The sequence below is a fragment of the Clostridium sp. genome, assembly GCF_040797585.1.
GTDB lineage: Bacteria > Bacillota > Clostridia > Clostridiales > Clostridiaceae > Clostridium_Z.
This window is the reverse complement of the sequence record NZ_JBFNEO010000002.1, coordinates 1-13,924: the sequence shown is the minus strand read 5'-3', so window position 1 is coordinate 13,924 and position 13,924 is coordinate 1. Positions and strand designations below refer to the sequence as shown.

Annotated in this window: 14 protein-coding genes; 9 read left to right on the top strand and 5 right to left on the bottom strand. The window is 29.4% G+C overall.

Going from position 1 to position 13,924, the window contains the following annotated elements; translation table 11 throughout:
* The first annotated feature begins 27 nt into the window (after positions 1-27).
* Complete coding sequence (locus AB2369_RS00230; protein WP_367664457.1) at positions 28-1,062, top strand: D-alanyl-D-alanine carboxypeptidase family protein; 1,035 nt, start codon at positions 28-30, stop codon at positions 1,060-1,062.
* A gap of 350 nt (positions 1,063-1,412) precedes the next feature.
* Positions 1,413-1,967, top strand: coding sequence for a pyruvate kinase alpha/beta domain-containing protein (locus AB2369_RS00225; protein WP_367664456.1), 555 nt, complete (start codon positions 1,413-1,415; stop codon positions 1,965-1,967).
* 56 nt (positions 1,968-2,023) lie between these two features.
* Here AB2369_RS00225 and AB2369_RS00220 read toward each other — a convergent pair whose 3' ends face one another.
* Positions 2,024-2,251, bottom strand: coding sequence for a hypothetical protein (locus AB2369_RS00220; protein ID WP_367664455.1), 228 nt, complete (start codon positions 2,249-2,251; stop codon positions 2,024-2,026).
* A 199-nt stretch (positions 2,252-2,450) separates the two neighbouring features.
* Here AB2369_RS00220 and AB2369_RS00215 point away from each other — a divergent pair, with 199 nt between their 5' ends.
* On the top strand, positions 2,451-2,690 hold the full coding sequence (locus AB2369_RS00215) for a hypothetical protein (RefSeq protein WP_367664454.1): 240 nt from the start codon (positions 2,451-2,453) through the stop codon (positions 2,688-2,690).
* Between the two features lie 183 nt (positions 2,691-2,873).
* Here the strand turns inward: AB2369_RS00215 and AB2369_RS00210 are convergent, their stop codons facing one another.
* Positions 2,874-3,797 carry a LysR family transcriptional regulator gene (locus AB2369_RS00210; RefSeq protein ID WP_367664453.1) on the bottom strand — a complete coding sequence of 308 codons (924 nt, stop codon included), beginning with the start codon at positions 3,795-3,797 and terminating at the stop codon, positions 2,874-2,876.
* A gap of 273 nt (positions 3,798-4,070) precedes the next feature.
* Between AB2369_RS00210 and AB2369_RS00205 the strand changes: the two genes are divergently transcribed.
* Together AB2369_RS00205 and AB2369_RS00200 are read left to right on the top strand one after the other, a co-directional pair.
* Positions 4,071-4,697, top strand: a complete 627-nt coding sequence (locus tag AB2369_RS00205) for an SLC13 family permease (protein ID WP_367664452.1) — start codon at positions 4,071-4,073, stop codon at positions 4,695-4,697.
* A gap of 32 nt (positions 4,698-4,729) precedes the next feature.
* The gene (locus tag AB2369_RS00200) at positions 4,730-7,003 is read left to right on the top strand and encodes a hydratase (RefSeq protein ID WP_367664451.1); all 2,274 of its coding nucleotides are present in this window, start codon (positions 4,730-4,732) and stop codon (positions 7,001-7,003) included.
* A gap of 229 nt (positions 7,004-7,232) precedes the next feature.
* Here AB2369_RS00200 and AB2369_RS00195 read toward each other — a convergent pair whose 3' ends face one another.
* Together AB2369_RS00195 and AB2369_RS00190 are read right to left on the bottom strand one after the other, a co-directional pair.
* Positions 7,233-8,510, bottom strand: coding sequence for an FAD-dependent oxidoreductase (locus AB2369_RS00195; RefSeq protein ID WP_367664450.1), 1,278 nt, complete (start codon positions 8,508-8,510; stop codon positions 7,233-7,235).
* A complete protein-coding gene (locus AB2369_RS00190) occupies positions 8,507-9,490 on the bottom strand; it encodes a sulfide/dihydroorotate dehydrogenase-like FAD/NAD-binding protein (protein WP_367664449.1) in 984 nt (327 codons plus the stop codon). Before AB2369_RS00190 ends, AB2369_RS00195 begins: the two co-directional genes overlap by 4 nt.
* A 270-nt stretch (positions 9,491-9,760) precedes the next feature.
* Here AB2369_RS00190 and AB2369_RS00185 point away from each other — a divergent pair, with 270 nt between their 5' ends.
* The 3 genes from AB2369_RS00185 (at position 9,761) to AB2369_RS00175 (ending at position 13,093) form a co-directional block, all read left to right on the top strand.
* Positions 9,761-11,056, top strand: a complete 1,296-nt coding sequence (locus AB2369_RS00185; RefSeq protein ID WP_367664448.1) for an ATP-binding protein — start codon at positions 9,761-9,763, stop codon at positions 11,054-11,056.
* The gene (locus AB2369_RS00180) at positions 11,053-11,865 is read left to right on the top strand and encodes a response regulator (protein WP_367664447.1); all 813 of its coding nucleotides are present in this window, start codon (positions 11,053-11,055) and stop codon (positions 11,863-11,865) included. Before AB2369_RS00185 ends, AB2369_RS00180 begins: the two co-directional genes overlap by 4 nt.
* 148 nt (positions 11,866-12,013) lie before the next feature.
* The gene (locus AB2369_RS00175; protein WP_367664446.1) at positions 12,014-13,093 is read left to right on the top strand and encodes a PTS sugar transporter subunit IIC; all 1,080 of its coding nucleotides are present in this window, start codon (positions 12,014-12,016) and stop codon (positions 13,091-13,093) included.
* Between the two features lie 164 nt (positions 13,094-13,257).
* On the opposite strand, the gene AB2369_RS00170 is transcribed toward AB2369_RS00175, so the two are convergent.
* The gene (locus AB2369_RS00170; RefSeq protein ID WP_367664445.1) at positions 13,258-13,476 is read right to left on the bottom strand and encodes a DUF1292 domain-containing protein; all 219 of its coding nucleotides are present in this window, start codon (positions 13,474-13,476) and stop codon (positions 13,258-13,260) included.
* Positions 13,477-13,639: 163 nt separating this feature from the next.
* Between AB2369_RS00170 and AB2369_RS00165 the strand changes: the two genes are divergently transcribed.
* A partial coding sequence (locus AB2369_RS00165) for a hypothetical protein (protein WP_367664444.1) occupies positions 13,640-13,924 on the top strand: 285 nt, incomplete at its 3' end.

Here is a 13,924-nt window from a genome sequence, read left to right as displayed (position 1 = left end):
CAAATATACTTTAAAGGAGGAGTTAAAATGAAAAAATTTATATACATATTTACTTCTTTATGTTTATTTATAAATATTCTTTCAACACCTACATTAGCTGCAGAAGTTACTAAAAAAAATGTAAAGTTCAATGTAAATGCTAGGAGGGCTATAGCTATAGATAGTAAGACAAGAAGAGTTCTCTATGAAAAAAGCAGTGATGAAATAGTGCCTATGGCAAGTACAACAAAAATTATTACTGCACTAGTAGCAATAAAATATGGTAACTTAGAGGAGAAATTTACAGTAAGCTCTAATGCAACTGCTATAAGAGGATCAAAAGTTGGATACAAAAAAGATGATGAAGTATCACTAAAGGAACTCTTAATAGGACTTATGTTTAAGTCTGGAAATGATGCTGCTATAGTTATTGCAGAGGGAATAAGTGGATCTATAGAAGAGTTCTGTAAACTTATGAATGAGTATGCTCTAGAAATAGGTCTTATGGATTCAAATTTCGAATCTCCCCATGGATTAGATAGTGGAAGACATTATTCAACGGCTTATGATTTAGCTATAGCTACTGCAAAAGCTAAGGAAAATGAATTTTTTAATGAAATGGTAGGAAGAAAAGAATACTCCGCTAAGGAACAAAATTTTACAAGAGATTATTCCAATATAAATAAAATTCTATGGCAGATTAAAGGAGCAAATGGAGTTAAGACAGGGTATACTGGAGGAGCAGGAAAGTGTTTAGTTACTTCTGTAAATAACGGCAAAAATGATGTAATAATCGTTGTGCTAGACTGTCCTGGAAGATGGAAAGAAACAGAAAAGATTTTTAACTATGTAAAAGAGAATTATTATTATGAAAATATAAAAGATTTAAATTCCATGGATGAAGAGAGTGATATGTCAATATTTAATGAGGATATCTACGTACCAATAAAAAATGGAAGTAAGGGTATATTTAAATTAGATGTAAATAATAATACTGTAAATGATACAAAAACCTTAGGAGAAATAAAGGTTTTTGAAGATGATGTACTCATATATAAGCATAGCATATATAAAAAAGATTAATAATGGGGCTGTTGCACAAAGAATAAAAACTACAATATATTGTATTAGATTTTTAAATTCTAAGACAACATATTGTGGTTAGATTTTTTAACGCGACAGACCCATTATTTTTTATAAATTATTATATTTAATAAATTGCTATAAACTTAAATACTTATTAAGAGTATACATAAAGAATATTAATATCTTTAAAGTAAGATGTATATCATTCTTAAAATAAATAGGATGGAATATATTTAAAAACTATATAAATAATTAAGATTAAAAATATCTTTGTAATTATAGAGGTTTTTTTGTATTTATTTAGAAATAGGTATATATAATAACTTTATAATGTAGGAGGGGTAATCATGTACTTTAACAAAATAGGAAAAGATAATACAGAGAAGACTTTAGAATTAACTCTTGAAGTTGCAAGGGAGAGGGGAATAAAGCATATAGTTATTGCTTCCACTTCAGGAGAAACAGCATTAAAATTAAAAGAAGAAAAGGATCTTAATATTATATGCGTGTCTCATGTTAATGGATTTAAGAATAAGGGTGTAAATAGTATGGATAGCTCTGTAAAGAATGAACTTGAGGAAAGTGGAATAAAAGTTTTAACAACTACCCACGTATTAAGTGGAGCAGAAAGAGGATTAAGCAATAAATTTGGAGGAGTATCTCCAGTGGAGGTTATTGCTCACACCTTGAGAATGTTTGGACAAGGAGTTAAAGTTTGTGTTGAAATTGCAATTATGGCCTTAGATAGTGATCTTATTCCTTATAATGAGAAGATAATTGCAATAGGAGGAAGTGGTAAAGGAGCTGATGCGGCTATAATTATGCGTCCTAGCCATGCTGCATCTATCCTAGAAACTAAAATAGATGAAATTATATGTAAACCAATAGAAGATAGATGGTAGTTAAAACTTATAAACTTATTAAGAAAGCCCCTAAGGAGTCCTTAGGGGTTAATATTCTACCATATGCCAAGTAATAATAATAATAGTAGTGGACTAGTAATTCCAGAGCCAAATCCAAATCCGCCTCCACAATTTCCGAATCCACCGCCACATCCACCACATCCAAAATTACAATTGTTTTGAACTGGGAACGGGGCATTCCATCCTGTATTATAAGGAACTGGATTATAAGGAATTGGGTTAACAACGCATACGTTATTACAACATCTTCTATGCTTTCCCATAAAATTCCCTCCTTTTTATCTTATGTGTAACTATATAATTCAGTATATTACAATAGCTATATTTTGGTGAGAAACACTTATGTTAATATTATAAATATATTTTATCAAATCCCATCAAAACATGTAATAATATACATATTTTGATAGATTTAATGTAATACTATTATTTGTGAAGAAATAATTACTAGGAGGCTTTTTTATGTTTACAATCATGGCTATAAAGATTACCCCAAGAAATACAATTGCGCCAAAGGCACAAGAAATTTTAACTAAGTATGGATGTATAATTCAAACAAGAATAGGACTACATAAGGCTTCTGAGGATGTTTGTTCAAAATCTGGACTTATACTATTAAATCTTTTAAAAGATAGAGAAGAAGATATAAATGAGTTACATGATGAGTTAAATTCCCTAGAGGGAGTAACAGCTAAAATATAAGTAGGATATCTTTAGTATCATATTAATTTTCTTGTTTCTAATAATAACTTCAAAAAATTCTTTTAAGGTTATATGTTTTAAGTATTAAAATACATATTAAACATGTTAAAAGTGAGTAGTGAATAAATAAAACTTTTCACTACTCACTTTATTTATAATTTTATATGTACTTTATTGCTTAACCTATAAGTATTTTTGTTTAAAACATTGTTTTGCAATTTCAATAAGCTCCTTAGCGTATTTAGATAAATATTCTTTATCTAAGTATGCAGCAATTACCTCCATAATTGTAGTAGGATTTCCTATAGAAAAAAATACAGGGTTTTTAGGAAAAGATATATATTTTATGTGACTTTCAGAGATAAAGGTTAATCCATAACCTAAACTAGCAAGTCTTACAGAAGCTTCTAAATTTTTAGTTTCTAATACAATTGGAGGTTTTATATTTGCCTCTTCAAAAATATGTCTTTCCACTTCTCCAGTATGCTGATTTGGAAACTGAATGATAAAAGGTTCATTTCTGCAAAGCTTTATATCCATCCAAGGATAAGGTAGCCCATTAATTTTAATGCCTTTCTTTGATAAAGGATGATCTCTATGCATAACAAGAAGCATTTCTTCTTTATGAATAGTTTCATAATTCAATGATATCTTTCGAAGAGGTTTATTAAATATAACCAACTCACTTAATTCATCCTTAATATTTTTTTCAATTTCTAAAGAGGAACCTTCATTTAGAATTATTTCTACATTTGGAAATTTATTATGAAATAAAGGTAAAATTATAGGAATTAAATAACTTCCCCTAAGTATTGGTATAGATAACTTAAGCCTACCTCTATCTGAGTTAATAGACTCACTTAATTTATTCAAAAGTTCATCCCTTTGTCTAAGGATTTTAAGACCATTGTCTATAAAAATCTCTCCTTCATATGTTAGACCTATTTTATTACCATCTCTTTTAAATAATTCCATCCCTAATTTTTTTTCCATATTCTTTATATAAGTACTGAGAGTTGGTTGAGTTATGTAAAGTGAATCAGCAGCTTTTGTTATATGACGATACTTTGCAATTGCAAAAACATACTCTATATCTTTAAATTCCAAGAAAACCACACCCCTAAACTATCTAATCTTAAAATATAAATTAATTATAACATGAGATACTTATCACTTTATAATAAGACAAAAATTATAGTTATAAGCTATAAAAAATATAAAAATAATAAATTGGATAAATTTACAGAAAAATCTTATAATTAGCTTGTACATTCCCAAGTAAACGTTAACTTTTTAGGGTCCTATAAAAGTAACCTGCCTTACTTAGAGGATAAAATTTTATAATGTTTAATTAAATATAGAATCTTAGGAGGATATAAAATGGGAACACTTATAGGAGCCATACTTATTATTGTATTCGTTTTAGCAATATATAAAAAACTACTTAGTCCTTATGTAGCATTAATTGTAGTGCCAGTAATTTTTGGGGTTGTTTATTGTTTAATTACTAATCAATCTCCTCTAGAAGTCTTCGATTGGATCTATGAAGGAGTATTTTATAAAGTTGGGGAAGATGGAAAAGTAGCCGCTGGAACAGTGAGATCAGCATTAATGGTTTTATTTGCATGTAGTTACTTTACTTTAATGATGCAAGTTGGATTATTCGATCCATTAGTTATAGCTATCATAAAATTAGTTAAAGGTGATCCACTTAAAATTATAGTGGCTTCAACATTAACTGCTGCAATGGTTTCCCTTGACGGAGATGGAACTTCTACAGTCTTAATTACTACTGCAGCATTTATGCCACTTTACAGACAATTTAAAATTAAAGGGATTTATCTTGCAATTCTTATTGCTCTTCCAACCTCAGTTTTTAATATGACTCCATGGGGCGGACCACTAGCTAGAGTATTATCTGCCCTTAATTTAGATGTAACTGAGCTTTTTCCACGTTTACTTCCAGGAATGGCAGTAGTAAGAGGGTTAGTTTTAACCCTTTTGTAAATTAAGAACTTATTCAATTAGGAGGTCACAATATGATAAAATTATATGACTCTGGAGTTTATTTAATAAATAGAAAAGAAATCATAGCAGAAGGAGAAAGTGTTAAATTAATAAATATAAGCAAAGAGGAAGCTAAAAAGAATACAATATCATATTCAATATTGGAAAAACATAATACATCTGGGAGTATGGAAAAATTAAAATTAAAATTTGACTCCATGACATCCCATGATATAACCTATGTAGGAATTATTCAAACAGCAAAAGCCAGTGGATTAGATAAGTTTCCCATACCTTATATATTAACTAATTGCCATAATTCTTTAGCGGCAGTTGGAGGAACACTTAATGAAGATGATCATAGATTTGGGTTATCGGCAGTAAAAAAATATGGGGGTATTTTTGTACCTCCTCATTTAGCAGTAATCCACACTTTTATGAGAGAGATGATGGCAGGCTCTGGACGAATGATTCTTGGGTCTGACTCTCACACAAGATATGGTGCCTTTGGTACAATTGCCATTGGAGAAGGTGGGGGTGAGCTTGTAAAGCAGCTTTTATCTAAGACCTATGATATTGATTATCCAGAAGTAATAGGTGTATACCTTACGGGAAAGCCACCTCATGGTGTAGGACCTCAGGATATAGCTCTTTCAATAATACGTTCCGTATTTAAAAATGGATATGTGAAAAATAAAATAATGGAGTTTATAGGCGATGGTATTGCAAACTTATCTATGGATTTTAGAAATGGAATAGATGTAATGACCACTGAAACAACATGCTTAAGTTCTATCTGGCAGACTGATGAAACAGTTAAAGAGTATCTTAAACTACATGGAAGAGAAGAAGCGTACAATGAGTTAACTCCAAATGAAGTTACATATTATGATGGTATGATTTATATTGATTTAAGTACTATCAAACCTATGATTGCTCTTCCTTTTCACCCAAGCAATGCTTTTGAAATAGATGAATTAAATGAGAATCTTGAAGAAATACTAAGAATGACAGAAATAGAGGGACAAAAACTGTTTAAAAACTCAAAGGTTACATTTAAGCTCACTGATAAAATAATAAATGGTAAATTTAGAGTGGATCAAGGTGTTATAGCTGGTTGCGCAGGTGGAATGTATGAAAACATTGTTACAAGTGCTAATATTTTAGAAAATAAGAACCTTGGAAGTGATGAATTTAGTCTTTCAGTATATCCATCTTCTCAACCCGTTTTAATTGACTTAACACAGAAAGGATATATAACAAAACTAATGACATCAGGAGCTACAATGCGTACTGCTTTCTGTGGACCTTGTTTTGGGGCTGGCGATGTACCATTCAACGGTGGAATAAGCATTAGACATACAACAAGAAACTTTCCAAATAGAGAAGGATCTAAACCTGGAAATGGTCAAATTTCCTCAGTAGCACTTATGGATGCAAGATCAATTGCAGCGACTGCAGCTAATGGAGGATATTTAACATCGGCATCTTCAATTGATTATAATAAAGAAGTTCCTGTATATAACTTTGATAAAACCGTATACAATAATAGAGTTTACTTTGGATTCAATAAACAAGAGCCAAGTAGTGAATTAAAATATGGACCCAATATTATAGATTGGCCTGAAATACCAAAACTTGAGGAAAATCTAATACTAAAAGTAGCTAGTTTTATAACAGACCCAGTAACTACTACAGATGAACTTATTCCTTCAGGTGAGACTTCTACTTATCGCTCTAATCCGCTTGGCCTTGCAGAATTTACTTTATCAAGAAAGGATCCAAATTATGTTGGAGTTTCTAAGAAAATTCTTTCATTAGAAAAAGAAAGGCTTCAAGGGGTTCATCCTGAAAAAAACAATAAAGAATTCAAGGATATTTTAAATAAAATTAGAATTATTAGTGGCTTTGAAAATTTTGATAGTCTTAGTGCAAGTATTGGAAGCGTAATTTATGCAAAAAAACCTGGAGATGGAAGCGCTAGGGAGCAGGCTGCAAGTTGCCAAAGGGTTCTAGGCGGAAATGCTAATATTGCAGAAGAATACGCAACAAAGAGATATAGGAGTAATTTGATTAACTGGGGTATGATTCCATTTATTCTTCAAGGACAACCTCCTTTCCAGAATGAAGATTATATCTTTATCCCTAATATAAAAGATGCAATGTTAAGGGGAAATGATAAGATTACTGCATTTGTTATTTCAGATTGTATAAAAGAATTTCAACTTAAAATTGATGACATGACGAAAGATGAAAGAGAAATTGTCACTAAAGGTTGCCTAATTAATTTTAATAAAAATAAGTAAACTTATATTATCTAGAGAAATTAACTGGCTGAATTAAAGTCACATTTATTATTGTGATTTTTATTCGCCAGTTTTTAATATTCAAAACTAAATACTTTTTGTATATTGTATTTTAATAATTTTTTATTTCAGAAAACTTCAATATATTATTCTTATAAGTGAAGAAAAGTATATTAATATATTAAACATAGCATATTAAAGGCTAAGAACTCATTCTTAGCCTTATCACTTATATTAATTTCTGATCAAATATATTATCTAAATTTAATTTTTTAATTCTATTATGAACTTCATGTTTATCAGTAGTGTATAATTCCAAGGATTTCATTCTCTTAAAGTATTCTGCTCCTGCAAAAGTATATCTATTCTTTCTTCCCTCAGAGGTAGATATTTTATAGTTTGCATATGATATAATGTCACCTATAGCTGTACTTCTAGGTAGAATTAACATAGGCATACCTAGAGCGTATCTTACAGCGTTATATCCTGCTAGAGTTCCTGTAGCTATAGCTTCAGTATGACCTACAAATAGTCCAGACTTCTCACCACCAACAAATAAGTTATCTATCCCTATGACCTTCATATCATCAGTTCTAGGGGATACTGCTAGATATCTTATAGAGTTGCCTATTCCTCCAGAGTAAGGATCTACATATTTAGCCTTTTCAAGCCCCTTAATCTTTCTAAGCTTTTCTATAGGGTAATACGTGGTCATAAGCTTTGCGTGGCCAGTATCTAACAGAACTATATTTTCTGCAAATTCTTTTAATGCATATTGTTGACATACCTTAGATTTTAATTTATCTAAATTTATATCTTCTGGTGGAATACTTAATACTACTACACCTTTTTCATTTAGTTCATTAACTATTTCCTCAGATAAGGTTTCTTTGGCTAATTTACAAGAACCACTAAAAGCACCTAATTCATCTCCATCTCTTTCTCCCTGAAAATCTTCAATACCAGCTCTTGCGCTTAAGCTTACCCTAGGTCCGAAGGTTGGGCATCTTAAAATACACATAGAACATCCATTGCCATATTTAAGACAGTTTCCCATAGGACCTGTAGATCCTGTAGTTTCAACAAAAGCATCTGCTTCAATAAACTCTCCAGTGCTTAAATAAACTCCTTTTATTTTACTACCTTCTTTTTCTATATCTGATATCCTAGATATAAATCTTATATTTATTCCAAGAGATTCTAAATAGCTTCTAACCTCTGGTTCTATAACATTTACATCATATAACCATGCATGTTTATGACCTGGAAACTCTATATTTTTATGACGGGATAGGGAATCAGTAATATTTATTAAATCTCCTGCTCCAAGGGATATAAGCTCTTCAGCAGCAGTAAATCGTCCATTGTTTCTCATTATTCCACCAACGTTTCCGAGACCTAAAACCAAGTCGGTTTTTTCAAATAGGGTAACATCTGCTCCAGCTTTTTTAGCGGATATAGCTGCTGCGCATCCAGACCACCCGCCACCTATGACAACTATCTTCATATAAATCTTCTCCCTTCAAATACGTTTTGAGGTTCACTTTGATATTTACATAATCTTTTAACTCTTCTACCAGAATACCTAGTTGTACAAGCCCCACATACACCTTCACCGCAACACATTTTCGTATTGTTAGAAGAGGACATTTTATATTCATCACCTAAAAGTTTAATTAGTTTAAGAACTATAATATCTGCTCCATCGCAATGTATTAAGTTAACCTTATTTTCATTTAAAAAGTTCTTTAGAGTAGAGATAAAGTCTTCGGATAGTTCTCCTTTCTCTAGTAGGGTACAAGGAATAACCTGACAGTTATATTGTTTTAAATAATCTTCTACAAAAATTGAATCATAAGGAGACTTGTCCATAAATATTGTAACTTTATTACCATTTCCATAGAGCTTTTTTATAACTGGGATCATAGGGGCCATACCAATACCTTTAGCTACTATTACACTTAAGCCTTCTCTAGCCGAATATATGTTTTTAAGTCCAAAAACACCATTCCAGAAAGGTCCTCTTATCATAAGTTTTGAATTTTCATTAAGACTATTTATTATTTTTGTTTTTATCCCTCTTATTTCTATTGCAAGCTTAATTATGTTTTCTTCTACATCCACGTCCATGACTGAAATTGGAGTATCATAAAATTGAGTAGTAGATGGATCACGTAAGAATACATAACTACCTGGATGAAGTAAATCTTTTGCAAGCTTATGGGGAACAAGTATAGAAATTATAACCAGGTTTTCTTCTATAACATCTTTTTTTAATATCTGACATAAGAAACTTTTTCTTTGAGATTTTGGTTTATTTCCATTATCAAAGTATTCCTTATAAATACAAACTCCTTTCCAATTAAGACAATCACAGAAAGCCTGTCCATGTAGTTGAGAACAAATTATACATTCTCCAGCCTCAGCAAGGTGACAAGGACAAAATTCTGTACCTGCATCTATACAATCTGCTATTTCGTATTTCATTTTCTAACCCACCCCTTTACAGTTAATAAATACCTATACTTATAAAATATTTACAAAACCATTTTTTGCTACATAATATACTTAAGTTAATTTATACAAATATTTATCTTTCATAGAGAAATATTTGTATAAGTTTTTTACTTTGAATTTTGAAATCATAATAGGTTTTAGAAATATATAATATTATCTATTTCAATAAGCCTTTCAAAGGTTATTTCTAAAAGTTTATTGAATAATATCCTTAAAGAGGTTTGTAAGGAGATGAGAGTAATGAAAAAGAAAGAGAATCTAAATCAAATTATATATATAGGACTTTTAGTTATGTTTTCATCTCAAATATATATAAAACTATTTGTTGATTATTTTAATATATCCTTTGGTATTATAGTTTTAATAATTCTAATATACATTATGGAAATAGAGAATAAGCTAATGATAGCTATTATTTCTTCTTTCCTTGTGTATATAATAAGAATATTTGTATACTTTCTAGAAAATGCTGAAATGACTTCAGGACTTAAATCAGGTATAATCAACTACTTTCCAGAGTTTATATTTTATTTAGTTTATATAGCTATATATTTTCTTATTACTACTGGAAATAAAAACTTAAATACTCTTTTATTTAAGCTTATTATATGTGATTTCTTTGCCAACTCCATGGAAATGTTCATTAGACATACTATATATTTAGAAAATTTTAGCCTTAATATTATGATAGGACTAATTTGTATTGCATTTTTAAGATCAACATTAATATGGGTTATGATAAATTTAATGATTAGATATAATACTAGTCTTTTAAAAAAAGAACATACAGAAAGATATATAAAACTTTTAGCATCAAATTCTAGTCTGAAAAGCGAAATTTATCTTATGGAAAAATCTATGGATAACATAGAAGAAGTTATGGGAAAATCTTATAAACTTTATATGGATGTAAGCGAAAAAAACTTAGATAAATCTTTTAAAATAGAGATTCTAGAAATTGCAAAAGATATACATGAAATAAAAAAAGAGTTTAACTTAATAGTTAGAGGTGTTAATGAATTAATAAATTCAAAAGGACTTAAGGATAGTATGAACTATTATGAAATACTAGATATATTAAGACATATGATAAATATAAAAATTAAAAATACTGACATAATGTTTAAGATAGAAAAGGGTGAAAATTTTAATACAATATATCATTATTATATAATATCTATGTTTAGAAATATAATAATGAATAGCATTGACGCTTTAGAATATAAAGATAGTGGTATAATATATTTAAATCATGGTTATATGGAAATTGATAGTATGAAGGGGCATTATTTTGAAATAAAGGATAATGGAGAAGGTATGGATAAAGAAGATAAGGAGTATGTATTCAATCCAGGGTTTTCTACTAAGATTAATTTTGAGACAGGTGATGTAAATAGGGGACTTGGATTAAGCATAGTAAAAGATATAGTAGAGAACAAATTAAATGGATTTATAAAATTCACATCTACAAAAGGAAAAGGTACAGAATTTATGATTTTTATACCAAAAAATACGTTAGAGGGGGAGACAAATTGAGAATATTAATAATAGATGATGATATAAATGTTCATAGGATTCTTAATAAAATAATAAACCATGAATGTTTAGGGGAAATAATAGGGGATGGGGCTTTAAATGGAGAAAATGGAGGAGTTATAATAAAAAAAGAAAAACCAGATATTGTAATTATAGATCTTTTAATGCCGGGAAAAGATGGATTAACTATAGTTAAAGAATATAAATCTATATATCCTCATATTCAGTATATAATGCTATCTCAAGTATCATCTAAAGACATGGTAGCTAGGGCTTATGAATATGGAATTGAATTTTATATAAACAAACCCATAAATGCAATTGAAGTTAAACATGTTTTAAGAAGAGTAATTAATAATATTCTTATGAGAAAGAAATTAGGAAATATAGATCATATATTTAAAAAAGAAGATAAAGATAATCATACATATAAAATTAAAAGTATAATGAAAAAATTAGGCATATTAGGCGAGGCAGGATGTGAAGATATAAAAAAGAGCATAGAATATATAATTGAAAATAGTGATGAAAATTCCTATACTCTTAAAGAATTATTTAATGAAATATCAGATAAACCTAAATCAGTAGAACAAAGAATAAGAAGAACAGCTTTTGTGGCTTTAAATAATATTGCTAATTTAGGATTAGAAGACTACATGAATGATATATTTGTAGAGTTTTCCAATTCTATTTTTAGTTTTGAAGAAGTAAAAAAGGAAATGGATTATATCCGTGGGAAAACCTTAGAAAAGGGATCAGTTAATGTTAAAAAATTTTTAGAGGGAATAGCATATTATGTTAATAAATAGCATGTATTTAAAATTGTTATAATTATAACAGAATATATTTGGATACTTTTTGAAACTTTCCGAAATTCAACTTGTATAGTTTAAATAATCAGTCAATTCAGAAAATTAACTCATCAGATTAAAAGGTTGAAATATAAGGAGGTTTAGTATGGTAGAAATTATTAAAGGTATGGGATTATTGTTATTTACTCTTGGTTTATTTTCCTTATTTAGCTTTAAGGCACCTAAGGGAAGTAAAGCTATGTCAGGACTTGCAAATGCAGCAGTAGCTACTTTTTTAGTAGAGGCCATTCATAAATATATAAGCGGAGATTTTCTTAACCTTACTTTTCTAGGAGAGGTAGGAACAGTATCAGGATCTATGGGAGGAGTAGCAGCAGCTATTTTAGTGCCAATATCTATGGGGGTAAATCCTATTTATGCAGTAGTAGCAGGTGTTGCATTAGGTGGATATGGAATATTACCAGGTTTTATAGCCGGATACATCATAGGTCTTATAGCACCAATGTTTGATAAAAAATTACCAGAGGGATTAAATACTATAATAGGAGCTCTTTTAATAGCTCCCCTTGCAAGATTTATAGCTCTTGGAGTAGATCCTATAGTTAACGCTACACTGCTTAATATTGGAGATATGATATCTGTAGCAGCAAGTCAATCTCCGTTAGTTATGGGATTCTTACTTGGAGGAATAATGAAAGTTACATGTACATCTCCATTAAGTTCAATGGCAGTTACAGCCATGCTTAATTTACAAGGCCTGGCAATGGGTATTTCAGCTTTAGCTTGTGTTGGTGGATCTTTTACAAATGGTATTATATTTAGACGTCTTAATTTAGGCGACAAAAGTAATATAATAGCGGTAATGTTAGAGCCATTAACCCAAGCACCAATAGTAACTAAAAATCCAATTCCTATCTATGGATCGAATCTTTTAGGGGGTGGATTAGCAGGTCTCTCAGCAGCATATTTTAACATAATAAATAATGCTCCAGGAACAGCATCACCTATACCAGGACTACTGGCACCTTTCGGATTTAATGATCCTAAAACAGTTATTATAGCCATTATTTTTGCTGTTATAGGAGGATTATTAGGGGGATTTGTAGGATCCATTGTTTTTAAAGGTTTTGCTAAGAAGAACTATAACTTAGAAGAAATTGAAAACAATGATGAGATAAAGGTTAAGAGAAAAGTTTCTTTAAATTTCTTTAATATAATAAAATAAATAATAATGAGTTTTATTATGTTTACTATTTAATTAATAGTTTCACTTTTAAGGGCATAGTGGACTTTAAACTTTAGATTATTTATCATACTGAAAACATAAGATTTAGCTATCTCAAAACTTTTGAGATAGCTAAATTTTTATGGGTAGAAAAATATTTTTTTCTACATAACTTTTGAGATAGATTTTATCATAGATAATTCTTTATCATCGTCAACAAGTTCTAAGGAATCATCTGCGAATCTATATACCTCTATATGAGAAGTGTCATTTTCCGGGCACATTAATACATATTCATTTTTGTTCATTAATAGATGCTCTTTTACAGTGTAATTTACTAGATTCCCATCTTCATCTCTGAAGGAATAAAACTTATTTTGCATTTTTAACACTCCTTTATGTAATTCTATAGTTATGTTATGTATTTAAGGTTTTTTTTATTAGTATCTATAAAAAATTTTTATGTTATGTATTTTACCTTTTTTTAAAGGCTATGATATAATCTTTTATATTAGTATAAATACTTAATAATTATGGGGGGATAATATGGATGAGAGAGATTTAAGGGATTTAAAATATGTAGATAAAAAACTAAAGGGTGGTAAAAGTAATAAAGATATTAGGAATATGTATAAAACTAGTAAAGATAAACGGGGTTTTAAAGTAGATATACCTGTTTCTAAATCCTTAGAGAGTGCAAAACAAAGACATCTTATAAAAATAGCCATAGGATCTGTGCTTTTAATTTTAGGTTATTTTAATATAGCGTTTTTAATAGGTGCTTTAATTATAAATATTATGTTTTGGGTTTCTAAAAGCACAAAAAGAGAT